General features: G+C 63.8%; 15 protein-coding genes. 9 read left to right on the forward strand and 6 right to left on the reverse strand.

The window, feature by feature from the left end; all coding sequences use genetic code 11:
• Positions 1-298 precede the first annotated feature (298 nt).
• The 7 genes from P8R33_RS03235 (at position 299) to P8R33_RS03265 (ending at position 9,185) form a co-directional block, all read left to right on the forward strand.
• Entirely contained in the window at positions 299-2,527 is a 2,229-nt protein-coding gene (locus P8R33_RS03235) for an EAL domain-containing protein (RefSeq protein WP_278327547.1), read from the forward strand.
• 218 nt (positions 2,528-2,745) lie between these two features.
• A complete protein-coding gene (locus P8R33_RS03240; protein ID WP_278327548.1) occupies positions 2,746-3,543 on the forward strand; it encodes a transglutaminase-like domain-containing protein in 798 nt (265 codons plus the stop codon).
• 84 nt (positions 3,544-3,627) lie between these two features.
• Positions 3,628-5,067 (forward strand): glucose-6-phosphate dehydrogenase, encoded by a 1,440-nt coding sequence (zwf, locus tag P8R33_RS03245; protein ID WP_278327549.1) that lies wholly within the window; start codon positions 3,628-3,630, stop codon positions 5,065-5,067.
• Entirely contained in the window at positions 5,060-6,871 is a 1,812-nt protein-coding gene (edd, locus tag P8R33_RS03250) for a phosphogluconate dehydratase (protein ID WP_278327550.1), read from the forward strand. Before zwf ends, edd begins: the two co-directional genes overlap by 8 nt.
• A gap of 1 nt (position 6,872) precedes the next feature.
• A complete protein-coding gene (glk, locus tag P8R33_RS03255; protein ID WP_278327551.1) occupies positions 6,873-7,844 on the forward strand; it encodes a glucokinase in 972 nt (323 codons plus the stop codon).
• Positions 7,841-8,455 carry a bifunctional 4-hydroxy-2-oxoglutarate aldolase/2-dehydro-3-deoxy-phosphogluconate aldolase gene (eda, locus tag P8R33_RS03260; RefSeq protein WP_278327552.1) on the forward strand — a complete coding sequence of 205 codons (615 nt, stop codon included), beginning with the start codon at positions 7,841-7,843 and terminating at the stop codon, positions 8,453-8,455. The genes glk and eda overlap by 4 nt, the downstream gene beginning before the upstream one ends.
• A gap of 76 nt (positions 8,456-8,531) precedes the next feature.
• Positions 8,532-9,185, forward strand: coding sequence for a L,D-transpeptidase family protein (locus tag P8R33_RS03265; protein WP_278327553.1), 654 nt, complete (start codon positions 8,532-8,534; stop codon positions 9,183-9,185).
• 6 nt (positions 9,186-9,191) lie between these two features.
• Here P8R33_RS03265 and tilS read toward each other — a convergent pair whose 3' ends face one another.
• From tilS to P8R33_RS03290, 5 genes are all read right to left on the reverse strand, one after another.
• Positions 9,192-10,166 carry a tRNA lysidine(34) synthetase TilS gene (tilS, locus tag P8R33_RS03270; protein WP_347569030.1) on the reverse strand — a complete coding sequence of 325 codons (975 nt, stop codon included), beginning with the start codon at positions 10,164-10,166 and terminating at the stop codon, positions 9,192-9,194.
• Positions 10,162-11,121 (reverse strand): tetratricopeptide repeat protein, encoded by a 960-nt coding sequence (locus P8R33_RS03275; RefSeq protein WP_278327554.1) that lies wholly within the window; start codon positions 11,119-11,121, stop codon positions 10,162-10,164. Before P8R33_RS03275 ends, tilS begins: the two co-directional genes overlap by 5 nt.
• Before the next feature lie 105 nt (positions 11,122-11,226).
• The gene (locus tag P8R33_RS03280; RefSeq protein WP_278327555.1) at positions 11,227-12,063 is read right to left on the reverse strand and encodes a helix-turn-helix domain-containing protein; all 837 of its coding nucleotides are present in this window, start codon (positions 12,061-12,063) and stop codon (positions 11,227-11,229) included.
• A gap of 159 nt (positions 12,064-12,222) precedes the next feature.
• Positions 12,223-14,493 carry a phosphoenolpyruvate--protein phosphotransferase gene (gene ptsP, locus P8R33_RS03285; RefSeq protein WP_278327556.1) on the reverse strand — a complete coding sequence of 757 codons (2,271 nt, stop codon included), beginning with the start codon at positions 14,491-14,493 and terminating at the stop codon, positions 12,223-12,225.
• Positions 14,494-14,563: 70 nt separating this feature from the next.
• Complete coding sequence (locus tag P8R33_RS03290; protein WP_278327557.1) at positions 14,564-14,719, reverse strand: DUF465 domain-containing protein; 156 nt, start codon at positions 14,717-14,719, stop codon at positions 14,564-14,566.
• A gap of 152 nt (positions 14,720-14,871) precedes the next feature.
• Between P8R33_RS03290 and P8R33_RS03295 the strand changes: the two genes are divergently transcribed.
• Both P8R33_RS03295 and P8R33_RS03300 read left to right on the forward strand, forming a co-directional pair.
• Positions 14,872-15,081 carry a YdcH family protein gene (locus P8R33_RS03295; protein WP_278327558.1) on the forward strand — a complete coding sequence of 70 codons (210 nt, stop codon included), beginning with the start codon at positions 14,872-14,874 and terminating at the stop codon, positions 15,079-15,081.
• A 90-nt stretch (positions 15,082-15,171) separates the two neighbouring features.
• The gene (locus tag P8R33_RS03300; protein ID WP_278327559.1) at positions 15,172-15,633 is read left to right on the forward strand and encodes a DUF1465 family protein; all 462 of its coding nucleotides are present in this window, start codon (positions 15,172-15,174) and stop codon (positions 15,631-15,633) included.
• On the opposite strand, the gene P8R33_RS03305 is transcribed toward P8R33_RS03300, so the two are convergent.
• On the reverse strand, positions 15,634-17,097 hold the full coding sequence (locus tag P8R33_RS03305; RefSeq protein ID WP_278327560.1) for a glycerol kinase: 1,464 nt from the start codon (positions 17,095-17,097) through the stop codon (positions 15,634-15,636).
• Between the last annotated feature and the right edge of the window lie 49 nt (positions 17,098-17,146).

Here is a 17,146-nt window from a genome sequence, read left to right on the forward strand (position 1 = left end):
TTTGCAGCCGAGGCGGTCTCTAAACCGGTTCGGGAGTCGATCGGCGCGGAACAATACTAAGCGCGCTTTAACCACCCGACCCCGCGCAATTCCGCGCCGGACGCAAAAACACGCGGGTCGCGTCAAAGGTTTCTTAAACTTAAGACGCCCATAAGCGCATGCAATGGGTACCGAACGCGCCTTTTCAGGAAAGCGGCTTCTCCCGGCGCGATTGCGGCTAGGGGGCGCCGGGCGCGTGGGAGAACGGCTGCGGCACCTGATATTTTCGGTACTCCTAGTTATCCCTCTGTTCGCAGTCATGCTGTTCGAACCGATCGATCAGTTTCTGTGGCTGTTCCAGTCGAAGATCGCAGGTCAAAAGGCCTCCGGCGATATCGTTTTCGTCGGTAGCGACCAAATCCTCAACGACCCGAACTCTGGCCATCGGCGACTTCAGCTCGCCAAAGCTCTCGAGGAACTGGACCGCCGCGGCGTCGGCAAAGTCTATCTCGACATAGTCTTCGAAAAGCCGTCTGCAGCGCCGCATGATGCGTCTTTGAACGCTGCAATCGAAGGGCTGGGGCCCCGCATAGCGCTTGTCGATCAGCTCGTGGGAGATATGGACTTCAGCCAGCAGTTACGGCGAAACCACTCCAGTCTTGGGCCTTCGGCCTCGCGCGTTGTCGCCGATCGGCGCGACATGAACCTTTTCGGCATCGCTTGGACAGCCGACTACGGTTTCATCGTCGGCGGTCGCCGCATACCTTCGTTGGCTGCTTCGCTTGGTGGGGAAACGAGCGAAGACAAGAGGGGCAAGTTCCAAATCGACTATGGTTTTTCGGGGCAGCAGATAGCGGCGACTTCGCTAGCCGAGCTTCTTGGCGATCCCGATGCTCCGGTGAGTATAGATTTCGCTGGCAAGACAGTCGTCATCGGTCATGACCGTAATAGCTCTGGCTCCAATCTCATCGTACCGAACAGTACGAACGCCCCTCCAAGTTATATTTCGATCTACGCTGGAGAAACTCTCAAAAGCGGGCGGCTGGGTCATTTGGGCCCGATGGCCACGCTCGCTATCTTCGTTTCGCTCTTGGCCTGCCTCATCCTGCCTGGCCCTACACGAAGAACGCGCTGGCTTAGCTATGCTGCACTTGTACTTCTCGTGCCCGCCATGCTGGTAGCGTCCGCCCGGATCGGTGTCCGTCTCGAGGTCTCGTATGCGTTGGCGCTTTTTGCGATCTACGCGGTTTTCCGATCCCGAACGCGCCTGAAACGGCGCCTCGCCCTGACCAACCAGGAAACGGGGCTGCCCACGCTCAAGGCACTCGACAGCCGCCTCATCCGTGACAAAGTGACAACCGGGCACGTGGTGGTTGCCAAAGTGCATAATTACGAGCGGATCCTCAAAAGCCTCGCCTCGGAAGATCGCACTACCTACCTCTTGAAGCTGATCGACCGTTTGCGCGCGGCGGATCCCGATCTGGCCGTCTTTACCGAAGGCCACTACGTCGCGTGGCACTCACCGATCGAGGATAGCTCCGCTCAGACGGAGCACCTTGCTGGCTTGCGTGCAATTTTCGCCGCACCGGTCCATGTCGGCGAGGTATCGATCGACGTCGGCATTACCTTCGGCGTTGCGGCGATCGAAAACGATCCCGGGGGCCGCGTCCCGGCAGCCATCGCAGCTGCGGAGGACACCACGGAAGCCCATGATCCTATCAAGTTGGCGGAAAGCAGCGAGAATGCCGACCTGTTGTGGGACATCTCGCTCCGTGCGCGGATCGACGAAGCAATGGATGCAGGGGAGATTTACTGCGTCTATCAGCCCAAGATAGACAGCGGATCCGGCGCCATCGTCGGGGTGGAAGCCCTGATACGCTGGCACGACCCGGCCAAGGGCTTTATCGAACCGACGCATTTCGTCGCGCAATGCGAGAAGGCAGGTCGCATGGAGCACCTCACGCGATATGTCCTGCAAAGCGCGTGTTCGGCCGGGCAGTTGCTGCATTTCCGCAATTCCCCGCTCAAAGTCTCCGTCAATATATCTGCGACCCTGCTCAGGGACATGCGCATCGTCGGCCTCGTCCGCAACGCGCTGCAGGCGACCCGTTTCGACCCGCACTATCTCACGCTCGAGATCACCGAGACGGCGCGGATCGCGGATATGGAAGCGGCGGCGACGATCCTGGACGAATTGGTCAAGTTGGGCGTTGGCCTGTCGATCGATGATTTCGGTGTCGGTGCGGCCAATTTCGAAACCTTTTTCGGACTGCCGTTCAACGAGTTGAAGATCGACCGCCTCTTCGTATCGAAAATCGTCGATGACCCCAAGGCGCGCGCAATCGTGTCCAGCATCGTCGAGATGGGCCACCAGGCGCGAATCACCGTAGTCGCGGAGGGCGTGGAGACGATGAAAGAAGCTGAAATTCTTAACGAAATGGGCTGCGACGAACTTCAGGGCTTCGTTTTCAGCAGACCGATTCCGCTATCCAAGCTACTGGAATACAACGCGAAAAACGCGGAGGGCCGCTTGGCAAACATGGTTTAGGCTTTACAAACATATATGGTTAATGGCAGGTAATACCTCTACCAACAGGAGGTATTACTATGTGGAGCATTTGGAGATGGTTCTTCACCGGCTGATCGCCGTGGCGAAACCAAACGAATAAAGGGTCCCTAACGGGGCCCTTTTTTCATGGCCCCATGGGTGACCGGCAATGGTTCGATTGCCGAAACGATCGAGGGCCGACGGCGTTGTCCCGTCATATGCCCATAGTCATCCATACGCGCTTCGCCTTCGGCGTCGACGGTCCGACCGACGTCCTGCTGCAATTCGAAGCCGCCGCCCTGCCCGAGCAGACCATCATCTCATGCGAGACACATCTGCCGCCGGGGCAGGACTTCACTCGCGTCCCTGCAGATGACGATATCGGCAAACGCGTCTGGCTGAGCGCGGAAGGCCATTGCGAGGTCGAATACCGCGCCAAGATCGAGATCAAGCGCCAATTGGCGGACCTTTCCAGTCTTCAATCCCTACCCGCGCACCAATTGCCCGGAGAGGCGATCCACTACCTGCTGGACAGCCGATATTGCCACGCGGACCGTTTCCAGCCCTTCGCACAGTCGGAATTCGGACACCTCGAGGGCGGTGCCCAAATTGCCGCAATGCGTGACTGGATTCACGACAATTTCAGCTACACACTCGGTGCATCGGGGCCAGACACCGGCGCTGTCGAAAGCTTCGTCACACGGCAGGGAGTTTGCCGCGACTATGCTCACGTGCTTGTGGCGCTGGCCCGCGCCTGTGCGATCCCGGCGCGTTACGTATCCTGCTATTCGCCCGGCGTCTCGCCTCCCGATTTCCACGCGGTAGCCGAAGTGTTCCTCGCCGACCCGGAGATCGAAGGCGGTGGCACATGGCAGATCGTCGATGCGACCGGAATGGCGGATCCGGCAGAGACCGTGAAAATCGGCGTAGGCCGCGATGCGGCGGACGTCAGCTTCATGACTACCTTCGGTGCCAGCGACTTCAAATCCAGCAGTGTCGAGGTCCGCAAAGAATAGGAATGCAGCCCACTGGCACGCCGAGCGCGGCGCTGGTAGCGAAAAGCCGAAAGGGGACGCGACCATGATTGCAGAGTGCACCGAATGAATTTCACGGCCGATCGCCTGCTACTCTTCGGCGCGACGGGCGATTTGTCCCAGCGCATGCTCCTGCCCTCGCTCTGCGCGCTGCACGCTGATCACTTGCTCGATCCGGACCTGCGCATCGTCGCGACGGCCCGCTCGGAAATGTCCACCCGCGAATTCCGCCAGTTCGCGCGAGAGGCGCTGGAGAAACACCTGCCGACCAATCGCCGCGGACCGATGGCGGACTTCCTGAACCGTCTCACCTACGTTCCGGTCGATGCGACCACGCCCGATGGCTATGACCAACTGGCGAAGGAGGTCGGCGAGTACGACGGCCTGGCGATATTCCTCTCGACAGCACCAAGCCTGTTCGAACCCACCATTTCCAATCTCCAACGCGTCGGTTTGACCAAGGGCAATGCCCGGATCGCACTGGAAAAGCCGCTCGGCATCGATCTCGGCTCCAGCTGCGAGATCAACGATGCGGTGGCAAAGGCCTTCAGCGAAGACCGGATTTTCCGCATCGATCACTATCTCGGGAAGGAGACGGTGCAGAACCTGCTGGCGCTGCGCTTCGCCAATATCCTGCTCGAGCCGGTGTGGAATTCGAATTACGTCGATCATGTGCAGATCACCGTCGCCGAGACGGTCGGGCTGGAATCGCGCGTCGCCTATTACGACGACAGCGGCGCCTTGCGCGATATGGTCCAGAACCACATGCTGCAATTGCTGGCGCTGGTGGCGATGGAGCCACCGACCAGCTTCGACGCCACTGCCGTGCGCGACGAGAAGGTCAAGGTCCTTCGGGCCCTGCGTCCTGCAAAAGCGGAAGAGGTCGTCACCGGCCAGTACCGTGCGGGCGCCGTCGATAGCCAGAGCGTGCCGGGCTATGACGAGGAACTGGGCAAGGACAGCGATACTGAAACCTACGTCGCGCTGAAGGCCCATGTCGACAACTGGCGCTGGCGCGGTGTGCCGTTCTATTTGCGCCATGGCAAGCGCATGCCCAAGCGCGTCACGGAGATCGTGGTGCAGTTCAAATGCATCCCGCACTCGATCTTCGAAGGCCGCGGGGCGAAGACCGAACCCAACCGTCTGGTGATCGAGATCCAGCCGGAAGAAAACATCCAACTCACGATGATGGCCAAGGTGCCGGGCCTCGGCACAGATGGCCTCCGCCTGCGTCCGGTGCCGCTCGACATTGCCATGCCCGATGCCTTTTCCGACGTCGTCCGCCGCATCGCCTATGAGCGCCTGCTGCTCGATCTCGTTCATGGCGACCAGACGCTGTTCGTCCGGCGTGACGAGGTGGAGGCGCAGTGGGAGTTCATCGACCACATCCGCGCTCTTTGGGCGGAAAACGATACCGAGCCGAAGGCCTATGCCGCGGGCACATGGGGGCCGAGCGCTGCCATCGCGCTCGCCGAACGCGACGGGGTGACCTGGCACGATGACTAAGCTTAACGACACTGTCCACCGCGTCACGCAGCGCGTGATCGAAAATTCGCGCAAGAGCCGGGGCGACTATCTCGAACTGATGGAGCGCGAGGGCGACCGGCAGGTCGATCGCCATTCGCTATCCTGCTCGAACCTCGCCCACGCTTTTGCCGGGGCGGAGGAGGATCAGGAAGCCATCAAGGCCGCGCGTGGGCCGAACCTAGGTGTCGTCACCGCCTATAACGACATGCTATCCGCCCATCAGCCCTATTATCGCTATCCCGAACGGATGAAGATCTGGGCGCGCGAAGTCGGCGCGACGGTGCAGGTTGCCGGCGGGACTCCCGCCATGTGCGACGGCGTGACACAAGGCGAGGCTGGCATGGAACTCTCGCTATTCAGCCGCGATACGATCGCGCTGAGCACCGTCGTCGCACTTAGCCACGCCATGTATGACGGCGTCGCACTGCTCGGCATTTGCGACAAGATCGTCCCCGGCCTGCTGATGGGCGCCCTGCGCTTCGGCCATTTGCCGGCGATCTTCGTGCCCTCCGGTCCGATGGGCACCGGTATTTCCAACAAGGAAAAGCAAAAGACCCGCCAGCTCTATGCCGAGGGCAAAGTGGGCCGCGACGAATTGCTCGCGAGCGAAATGGGCAGCTATCACTCGCCCGGCACCTGCACCTTCTATGGCACGGCCAACTCCAACCAGATGATGATGGAGATGATGGGGCTCCATGTTCCTGGCGCGGCCTTCGTGCAACCGGGCGCGAAACTGCGGCAGGAATTGAGCCGGGCTGCGACCCACCGCCTCGCCGCCATCCATCAGGACAGCGACGACTTTCGCCCGCTGTCCCGCGTGGTGGACGAGAAGGCGATCATCAATGCGGCCATCGGCCTTTTGGCTACCGGTGGCTCCACCAACCACGCGATTCACATTCCCGCCATGGCGCGGGCGGCGGGCATAAAGTTCGACTGGACCGATCTCGCGGAATTGTCGCGAGCCGTACCGCTGGTGGCGCGGGTCTATCCCAACGGTTCTGGCGATGTGAACCATTTCCACGAGGCCGGCGGCATGGGCTACGTCATCGGCACGCTGCTCGACGAAGGACTCGCGCATGCGGACATTCTCACCGTGTGGGATGGCGGCTTCGAGAGCTATTCGCGTGAACCCGGCTTCGAGGACGACGAACTGACCTGGCGCGATCCCGGCCCCTCTGGCGACACGGAAATGCTGCGCCCAGCCTCCGACCCGTTCCAGGCAGACGGTGGCATGCGGCTGGTAGAAGGCAATCTGGGCCGCGCCTGCTTCAAGTCTTCCGCGGTCGAGCGCGAGCGTTGGACGGTCGAAGCTCCGTGCCGCGTGTTCCACGACCAGCGCTCCGTCAACGAGGCCTTCTCGAAAGGAGAGCTCGACAGGGATGTGGTCGTCGTCGTCCGCTTCCAGGGCCCGCGCGCCAACGGTATGCCGGAACTGCACAAGCTGACCCCCGCGCTCGGCGTGTTGCAGGATCGCGGCTATCGCGTCGCGCTCGTCACCGACGGGCGCATGTCCGGCGCATCGGGCAAGGTCCCCGCGGCTATCCATTGCACACCCGAAGCACTTGGCGGGGGGCCGCTGTCAAAGCTGCGCGATGGCGACATGGTAAAGGTCTGCGCGGTGACCGGAGAGCTGTCGACCACCGCCGATCTCGACGCGCGCGAGCCCGCCGATGCGCCCGCGCCCGACATCGGCATGGGCCGCGAGTATTTCGCCATGTTCCGTGCGAATGCCGACGGCGCCGAGCAGGGCGCATCCGCGATGCTGGCCATGGCAGGATTGTGAGATGGATCTCGTAAGCGTAGATATCGGCGGCACCCATGCCCGCTTCGTCATTGCCACGATTGCCGATGACGGCACGATCACGCTGGGCGAGCCCGAGACGATCCACACCGAAGATCACGCCAGTTTCCAGACTGCGTGGGAGGATTTCCGCGATCGCAAGGGCGGATCGCTGCCGCCGCGTGTCTCTATGGCGATTGCCGGGCCGGTCGGCGGCGATGTGATCCGGTTCACCAACAATCCGTGGATCATCCGCCCGGCGCTGGTGCAGGAGAAACTCGGCGTCGAGCAATATTGTATCGTCAACGATTTCGAGGCGGTCGCCCATGCCGTGGCACGGGTGGAGGAAGACCAGTTCATCCACCTCACCGGCCCGGACAAGCCGCTCGCGCCGACCGGTCGCCTCAGCGTGCTCGGCCCCGGCACCGGCCTTGGCGTCGCCCATCTCTATCGCGAGCCCGATGGCACCTATCGCGTCTCGGCGACAGAAGGCGGTCATATCGATTTCGCCCCGCTCGACAGCATCGAGGACGCGATCCTCGCTCGCCTGCGCAAGCGCCACACGCGCGTTTCGGTGGAGCGGGTCGTCTCGGGCCCTGCCATCTCGGACATCTACCAGACGCTTGCCGCGATGGAGGGGAAGCCGGTCACCGACGAGGACGACGTAGCGATCTGGACGCGCGGTCAGGACGGCAGCGACAGCCTTGCCGCCGCCGCTGTGGACCGCTTCTGCCTCTCGCTCGGAAGCGTCGCCGGCGATATCGCGCTGGCGCAGGGCGGTTTCGGGGGTGTCGTGATCGCTGGCGGGCTTGGCTACCGCATCCGCGACACGCTGCTGAAATCAGGCTTTGCCGAGCGCTTCAAGGCCAAGGGCCGCTTCCAGGAGCTGATGGCGTCCATTCCCGTCAAGCTCATTACCCATCCTCAGCCGGGCCTGTTCGGGGCCGCCGCCGCTTTCGCGAGGGAATACGCATGACCGCAATCGCCGACATCATGAACACCGCGCCGGTCATTCCGGTCATCGTGGTCGACGAAGTGGAGCACGCCGTGCCGCTGGCGAGCGCGCTGGTTGCAGGCGGTTTGCGCGTGCTCGAAGTCACGCTGCGCACGCCAGCGGCTCTCGATGCAATCCGCTCCATGAAGGGCGTGGACGGCGCAATCGTCGGCGCGGGCACCGTGACCAATCAGCGCGAGCTTGCCGATGCGATCGACGCGGGAAGCGAGTTCATCGTCTCGCCGGGATTGACCGAACCGCTCGGCAAGGCCGCGATCCGCGAGAACATTCCCTTTCTCCCGGGCATTGCCAATGCGGGCGACATCATGCGCGGGCTCGACCTTGGTCTCACGCATTTCAAGTTTTTCCCCGCCGTGGCCGCAGGCGGTCTGCCAGCACTGAAAGCTCTTGCTGCGCCGTTCGACCAGTGCCGCTTTTGCCCGACGGGCGGCGTGAGCCTCGACAATGCGCGCGAGTGGCTGGCTTTCGATCCGGTGCTGTGCGTCGGCGGCAGCTGGGTCGCACCGCGCGGGCCTGTCGACGAAGCGGAGGTAGAGCGCGTCGCGCGCGAGGCGGCAGCGCTAACCTCCTGACATGCGGTTGTTCTGAAGCGAGACGCTTGGGGCCTTGCCACTGGAAATGCCGAGCTGGAATGGGCATAATGCCCGCATGGATGCGACATTCAAATGGATTGGCGGCACCTCGCTGGTGGTCGTGGCCGTGCTGGTCGGGCTGTTTTTCAGCGGCTCGGTCGGCGCTCAGGATCAGGCTGTCGCAGCGCCGGAGTCCGTTGAAGCCGCGGCACCCGCTGTAAAGCCGATGGGTGCGATCGCGGCCAAGGCGCTGGCCGATCACGACCGCCTCTACACCGTCCGCCGCATTCTGCCGATCGACGGACCGATCAAATATGGCGAGTGGCATTGGGACGATGAGGGCGTACCAGAAGGCCCGCTGCTGGTGACGGTCGACCTGCAGGCGCGCGTGATCTCCGTGTTCCGCGGCGGCTACGAGATCGGTGCGGCTGCCGTGATGCTGGGGACCGACAATCATCCGACGCCGACCGGCAAGTTTCCGATCCTGTGGAAGCAGCGGCACAATGTGTCCGAGAAATACGGCAATGCGCCCATGCCCTGGAGCATGTTCCTGACCACCGACGGCATCGCTATTCATGGCGGGTCCGAAGTACAGAACGGCTATGCCAGCCACGGCTGTGTCGGTGTGCCGGACGAGCTCGCCTCGCGCCTGTTCGCCATCGCCAAGGAAGGCGACATGGTGGTGATCACCGATGGCGAGAAGCTCAACCTCGGCGACAGTATCGTCTGAGCAGGGTCAGGCGTTGCGGCGCGGCGTTTCTCGTTTGAGCAGCCAGAGATTCGTACCGTCCTCTTCGATGACTTCGGCGCTGACCCCACCGACGTTGACCTTTCGCGCATCCTGCAAGGCAGCCACGATCTTCGCGGCATCGCCCCGAACAAGGGTGACGCCTAGGTCTCCGGCAATCATGCGAACTACCTCGATCCAGACCGGTACGCGCGCGACTCCCGAGGCTGCAAAGGGATCGTAGGCGAAGGCCTCGCCATGGCGCTTGGTATGCAGGGTAACATCTTCAGCAGCGAGACCCTCTACCATTGACCAGCTCTCTTCGATGAGACTGGCTGAACGTGCGAGACCATCGACATCGATCCAATCGCTCCGCTCCAGGCCCTGCCGCAGGCGGACCCTGTCGAACACCCTGTCGCGGTTGCTGGGATCGTCGGCCACCGCGACACCTGCACCGTCGATCACCGCCTGCAGTTCGCTGCGCCGAAAACCCAGCAGGGGACGCGCCAGTTCGATGTCGGTGCCTTCAATCAGACGCCGCTCCCGCACCCCGGCGAGACCCGCCAAACCGCTGCCCCGATTGAGCCGCATGAGCAGCGTTTCCGCCTGATCATCCGCGTGATGCGCGGTCAGAATTAATTCCAATCTCTCTCGCGTCGCCCACTGCGCCAGCGTTGAATAGCGCGCGCGGCGGGCCTCCTGCTGCACGTTCCCCTTCGCCAGATTGATGTTGATGATTGTGCAGGGCACGTCGAGTTTACCGCATAGGTCCTCGACCAGCCGACATTCGTTGACCGCCTCTGCGCGCAGGCCGTGGTTCACCGTCGCGACGTGGCAATCGAAGCCCGCCGCATCCGCCAATAGCAGCATCGCCATGCTGTCGGGCCCACCGGATACGGCCAGCCCGACGCGCTTCGAAATCGCGAGACGTTCTGCCGCCTCGACGAAGCGTCTCAGAAGATCGGGATCGACCGCTGTATCAATTGCAGGTCACCCGGCTGCGCTGGGTCGCGTACTGTCCACTCAGGCGACCGCTTGCGAGCGCAGGATAGGTCTCTGCGAACTCGGCCAGCGCGATGCAGGCGCGGTTGGTGTCGTCGAGGGCGATCATCGCCTCGGCGAGGTAGAGCAGGCTGTCTCCGGCACGCGCACCGCCCTTGTCGTCCTGATAGTTCTTGAGGAACCACGGGGCCGCCTCGCGCGCCTTGCCATCGTCGAGATAGGCGCGGCCCAGCAGATTGCGGCCATAGGTCGCGCGCCAGTGCGAGGGGTTCTGCTCGACGAACATGGTCAGCTGTTGCTGCGCTTCCGGGTAGAAGCCTGCGTCCCACAGGCGGAAGCCGTAGGAATATTCGTCGTCCGCCGGATCGTCGGTCTGCGGTTTGGCGATCGCCTGTACCGCGGCGAGACGCTCCGCGCTCGGACCCTGCGCCGCGCTGCTCGCTCCGGTCATGCTCGCGGTGTTTCGGGCGACGGCATCTGTCGAGGGCGAGACGATGCTGTCGTTATCGTCGGCAGGCGTGGTCACAGGAGAGGACGCGCTTGACGCTGATGTGGAAGGCGACACACGCGCACCTTCCATCGCCTCGAGCCGCGTCGTCAGCAGGCGCAGCGCATTGGCGTTCTCCTCGATCTGCGACGTCTGCGCCTGCAGCTGCGATTCCAACGCATCGAGCCGCGCAAGAATATCGGTCACCGCCGTAGTCGAGGACGTATTGACCGTCGATTCCACGCTCGGCTGCGCACTGATCTCGGGCTCGAAATAACGTCCGTCGCCGCCGGGGAAGACCTTGCGCTGGAGCGCGCGCACTTCGCTCTCCAACCGGCGGATGCGGTTTTCTGCGTTATCATCCTGCGGCAAGGCCGGCGTGGCCGTCGCCAGCAGGGCGATCATGGCGGCACCGAGGCCGGTGGCACGTAGGCTGCGTCCGAAACTCATCGGCTGGGCTCCTGTCCAGAAATTCGTCGTTATGGAAATTGCCCTACCCCCCCGAAGCTGTCGAGGCGGTGAAGGGGCTTTTCCCCTCTCTTGCAAAAGCAAGGATCAGGTCGCGGGCGTTGAAGTCGCCGTAGCAGTTTGTTGCGCCGCCGGAGCGGCGCTGCGCTGAGCCAGCGATTCAGCATCCACCGGGACATCGCTGACGACCTCATCCTCTTCCGAAATCTTCGGAACGCTGCGCCCGCCTACCGTGATCGTGAAGGCATAGGGGCGCCCGGTGCGGATCTGCGGCTCGCTGGCATCCTCCGGTATTGTATAGGTGTCACCTTCGGCCATGATTCCTTCGAACAGCGTCTCACCCTCGCCATCGTAGAAACGCACCCAGGTGCCTTCCATGCCGTTGGTGAAGACGACCGGACCCGAGGGAGCCGCCTGCGTCGGCGTGGCGGTCGGCGCAGCCTCGGCCGCGCCGACCTGCTCGGTTTCGTCCTGCAGCGGTGCCGGACCGAGGCCGGGGGCAAGATAGCTGCGATAGAATGCAAAGATGCCGCCGACCAGCAACAGCGCGGCGATCAGCCCGAACCATGCGAGGCCGCGCCCGGGGACACGCGCCGGATCACCCGGTTCGAACTTGGCAGGCGCCATGCGCTCCCCGCCGTCGCCCGAGGCAAGCTGTTCGCGGACCTGGCCGATAATCTCCTGCTCGTCGAGACCGACGGCGCGTGCGTAGGTCCGGCTGAAGCCGATGGCGTAAGTGCGAGATGGCAGCGCCGCAAAATCGTCGGCCTCGATCGAGACGAGGTGCCGGTACGGGATTCGGGTCTCCGCCGCTACCTGCTCGAGTTCGTACCCTGCAGCTTCGCGCGCCGCGCGTAGCCTGGCTCCTGCCGTCTCGGTCGAGGCGGCGGGCGCCGGTTCATCGACAGTTTCGTTATCTTCCATGCAAATCCCGATTGGCGACCGTGCGGCTTGGTGCCGCCCTCATTTTCCGTCTTGCCGCTGAAAGCGGCGCAGCCCCACAGCTGTCAAGCACAGCCTGTAGCATGCTCAGGGCAAACCGGCGAGCCGCGCTGCATGCGCGACGAAATCAGCCCGCGTCGCTCAGTCGACCTCGATATCACGTTGCTCGGCCCAGGCCTTGAGCGCGGCTCGCATGTCGGGCGGCGGGCTGAGCAGCCACTGAGACATCTGCTCGGTGATCTCCTTGAGGTCGATCTTGCGCACCAATTCCTTGATCGGGCCCACCGCGGCCGGCGTGATCGACAGGCGGCGATAGCCGATGCCGAGCAAGGCGATCGCTTCCAGCCTGCGCCCGCCCATTTCGCCGCATACGCCGATCCTGACCGGCTGGCCGACGACGGTGTCCGAGACCCGCTTGAGGAATCGCAGGATCGCCGGGCTGAGCCAGTCGTACCGCTCGGCCAGCTTGGGATTTGCGCGGTCGGCGGCGAACAGGAACTGGGTGAGGTCATTGGTCCCGACCGAGATGAACGACAGGCGCGGCACCAGCGCGTCGAGGCATTCGGCCAGAGCGGGTACCTCCAGCATGCAGCCATATTCGATCGTTTCCGGCACGACGTGACGCCGGTCACGCAGGAAAGCGAGCTGGTTTTCGAATACCGCCTTGGCCGCATCGAATTCCCACGGTTCGGAAACCATCGGGAACATCACCGAAAGCTGCCGCCCGGCGGCCGCCTCCAGCAAGGCACGCGCCTGGGCTTTCAGCAGGCCTTCGCGCTCCAGCGACAAGCGCAGGGCGCGCCAGCCCATGGCGGGGTTCTCATCCCGCTCGCCGATCTGCGTGTTCAGATAAGGCACCGCTTTGTCGCCGCCGATATCGACCGTGCGGAAAATGACCGGCTTGTCGCCCGCTGCATCGAGCACATCGCGGTAGAGCCGCAACTGCCGGTCGCGCTGCGGCAGAGTGGCGGAAACGAGGAACTGGAATTCGGTGCGGAACAGGCCGACCCCGTCCGCGCCGGTCAGCTGCAGCATGCTCATGTCGTCGCGCAGGCCGGCGTTCATCATCACCGTGATGCGCGTGCCGTCGCGCGTGAAGGGCTCGACAGCGCGCAGTTCGGCGTAGGTCGCCTGCTGCTCGCGCTTCTTGACGAACCGGGCCTCGAAGGCGTCCATCAAGGCCGTGCCTGGCCGCAGGGTTACGGTCGCCTTGTCCGCGTCGAGCAGGATTTCATCGCCCTCGCTCACCCGCGCGCGGACACCATCGGCGCGGCCAAGCACGGGAATGCCCATCGCTCGCGCCACGATCACCACATGCGCGGTGAGCGACCCTTCTTCCAGCACCACGCCCTTGAGTCGGCGACGGTCGTATTCAAGAAGTTCCGCCGGGCCGAGATTGCGCGCAATCAATATGGAATCGCGTCGCAATCCTTGCGTCGCCGCCGTGCCGAGCTGGCCGGAGACGATCCGCAGCAACCGATTGGAGAGGTCTTCCAGATCGTGCATGCGATCGGCGAGCAGCGGATCGTCGATTTCGCGCATGCGCATCCGGGTGCGCTGCTGCACGCGTTCGATCGCCGCTTCGGCCGTCAGCCCGCTGTCGATCGCTTCGTTGATCCGGCGGCTCCAGCCTTCGTCATAGGCGAACATCTTGTAGGTCTCGAGCACCTCGACATGCTCTCCGCCCTTGCCGAATTCCGGCTCCTTGCCGAGCGCATCGATCTGTTCGCGCATCTTGTCGAAGGCGCGGTAGACGCGCTGGCGCTCTGCCTCGATGTCTTCGGCCACGACTTGGTCGATCTCGATGCGCGGCTGATGGAAGACGGCCCTGCCCGAGGCGAGACCCTTCACCAGCGTCAGCCCCTCGATCACCTCGGTCTCGGTATGCGCCTCGCCGAAATCGATCGCTTCCTCGTCGTCGACCAGTTCCTTGTGGGCGATCAGTTCGGACAGGATCATTGCGGTCGTCTGCAGCGCTTCGATCTCGACATCCTCGTAACGCCGCGGCTCGACATGCTGGACGCAGAGCACGCCCACCGCCCGCTCGCGGTAGACGATAGGGACGCCGGCGAAGGAGTGGAATTTCTCCTCGCCCGTTTCGGGGCGATAGAGGAAGTCCGGATGCGCTTTCGCCTCGGCGAGGTTGAGCGTCTCGATATTCTTGGCGATCGTGCCGGTCAGCCCCTCGCCCACCGCCATGCGGGTGACGTGAACGGCGTCCGGGTTCAGACCCTGCGTGGCAAATAACTCCAGCGCGCCTTCGCGGAGCAGGTAGATCGAGCAGACCTCGCTATTGAGGCTCTCTGCGATAACTTCGACCACGCGATCGAGCTTGTGCTGGGCGTGAGTGCGCCCGGCCATGATTTCGTGCAGGCGGGTAAGGATCTGGCGGGCGGATGCGGCAGCGGACATGCCCTTGCCTATAGCAAAACCCCGGCTCGGCGAAAGCGGGACATGCACCCCGCCTCCGCCTGGTGCAGGATCAGCAGCTCGCGAGCTCTTCCTTGATCTTGAGCTTCTGCTTCTTGATCTGCTGGATCATCGCTACGTCGGGCGCCGGCCTTATCTGTTCCGCATGCAGGCGGGCCTCGAGACCGGCGTGCTTGGCTTTGAGCGCATCGACATGGGATGATTGCATCAGTCTGTCTCCTTACGGGTTTAACGCGACCCCAAGAAGCGACTCGTGCCGTGCGGCACGGGCCGCGTGACCATTATGTGATCATAGTATTGCCGATTTACAAAGGCCCGACTGCGGGCCATGCGACGAAACGACATGCGGGAAGGACGGACGTGAACGAGCAGGAGCTGCGCAAGAGGCTGGAGATGTTGCGGAGCGAGCATCGCGATCTCGATGCCGCCATCGCGGCCCTGTCCGATGCAAGCGACGGCGGTGGCTTCGTCGACCAGTTGCAGATCGCCCGGCTGAAGAAGCGCAAGTTGCAGCTCAAGGACCGCATTGCGATCATCGAAGACACGCTGTTGCCCGATATCATCGCCTGACCGCCTGCAAGCCGCGGTTGGTCGTGCCGCCAAGAGACATCATGGTAAACGCGCTGGTCACCTTCGCGACCGGGGCGTAATCCGAGGCCAATGTCGGCTCGCAACATCAATCACGAGATCATCGAGGATCTGTATTCGGAGGCCCTGCTGCTGGCCGACGATGCACGCGCCGTGTTCGACCTGCGCATCGGCGAGAAGGGCGACAACGCCAGCGACAGCCTGAAGATCGCCCTTTCGATCGAGGGGCTGCGGACCACCACGCGGGTTATGCATGTGCTCGCGTGGCTGCTGAATCAGCGTGCTTATCTGGCGGGCGAACTCTCCGCCGCGCAGCTCGCTCGCCATAACGAACTGCCGGAAGAGCGCAGTGCAGATCCCGCCAATCTCGAAGCGCTGGAGCCCGAAACCCGCGCCCTCATTCGCGAAAGCGAAGACTTGCACGCACGCGTAGCGCGGCTGGACCGCGAGATGCGGCGGGCTGAGCAACAGGCGGAAGCACCGGTCCAGGCCATGCAGGACCGCCTCGCGCAGGCGTTCGGCACTGGCGGCTGATCAGGCGGCGGCGAGCGCGCGTGCGTAGCGGGCGAGCCGCGCTTCCCGCACATCTTCCGACATATCGGGCGTGAAGCGGCGCCCTTGGCCGCGCATGGCGTCCGCCGCTGCGGCAAGCGTCGGATGCACCCCCGCCCCCACGGCTGCGAGGATGGCCGCGCCCAGGGCGGTCGTCTCGACGAAATCGGGCCGCTCGACGGCGATGTCGAGAATGTCCGCGAGGTCCTGCGCCATCCAGTCGTTCGCGCTCATCCCGCCGTCGATGCGCAGCGTCGACCACGGCGCACCGTCGGCGGCGAAGGCGTTGGCGAGATCGTGCGTCTGGTGCGCCATCGCCTCCAGCGCGGCGCGGGCGATCTGTGCGCGGCCACTGGCGAAACTGAGGCCCGAGATCACTCCGCGCGCATCGGGCTTCCAGTGCGGTGCCCCCAGCCCTGCCAGCGCCGGAACAATCACCACCTCGCCGCTGCTCTCGATGGTGCGAGCAAGCTCCTCCGTTTCCGCCGCCGATCCGATCAGGCCAAGCTGGTCGCGCAGATACTGTACGAGGCTGCCCGCGACGAAACACGCGCCCTCGATTGCATAGGTCCGCTGGCCGTCTTCCTGGCAGAGCACGGTCCCGAGCAGCCGGTTGTCTGAGCGCGGAATGTCCTGCCCCTTGTTGGTCAGCACGAACGCCCCGGTGCCATACGTCGCCTTGGTCTCCCCGAATGCGAGGCAGCCCTGCCCGATAGTCGCCGACTGCTGGTCGCCCGCCAGTCCGCAAATCGGGATTTCCGCGCCGAGGCATTCCGCCTGCGCCGTCGCAATCGTCCCGTGCGTGTCCACGACCTGCGGCAATGCGGCGCGCGGCACGCCGAACAGTTCGCACAACTCCTCGTCGAACTGTGCGCCGTCGAGGGACAGCAGCAGCGTGCGGCTGGCGTTGCTGGCATCGCTCACATGCGCGCCGCCCGACAGCTTGTAGACCAGCCAGCTTTCAACCGTACCGAAGGCGAGATCGCCGCGCTGCGAAGCCGCTCGCACCGCCTCGTCGTGGTCGAGCAGCCAGCGCATCTTGGTGCCGGAGAAATAGGGATCGAGCAGCAGGCCGGTCCGCTGTTGCACGCCTTCCTCGTGGCCGTAGCTTTTCATGTCCGCGCAGAACGCGGCCGTGCGCCGGTCCTGCCACACGATCGCCCGCGCCAGCGGTGCACCCGAATTTCTGTCCCACGCCACCACCGTTTCGCGCTGGTTGGTGATTCCGATGGCCGCGATCCGCCCTGGCGCCTCGCCCACGACCTGCCGCGCGCAGGCGAGCGTCTTGTCCCAGATTTCCGCCGCATCGTGCTCGACCCAGCCGGGCTGGGGGTAGTATTGCGTGATCTCCGCCTGCTCGACCGCCTCCATCGTCCCGTCGGGTGCGAAAATCATCGCGCGGGTCGAGGTGGTTCCGGCGTCGAGTACGAGGATGCGGTCGGCCATGCTCTCTCCCTTGCATGCAGCGGGAGGTGACATGGCGCATCCGAAGCCC

It is taken from the genome of Qipengyuania flavescens (assembly GCF_029688735.1).
Classification (GTDB): Bacteria; Pseudomonadota; Alphaproteobacteria; order Sphingomonadales; family Sphingomonadaceae; genus Qipengyuania.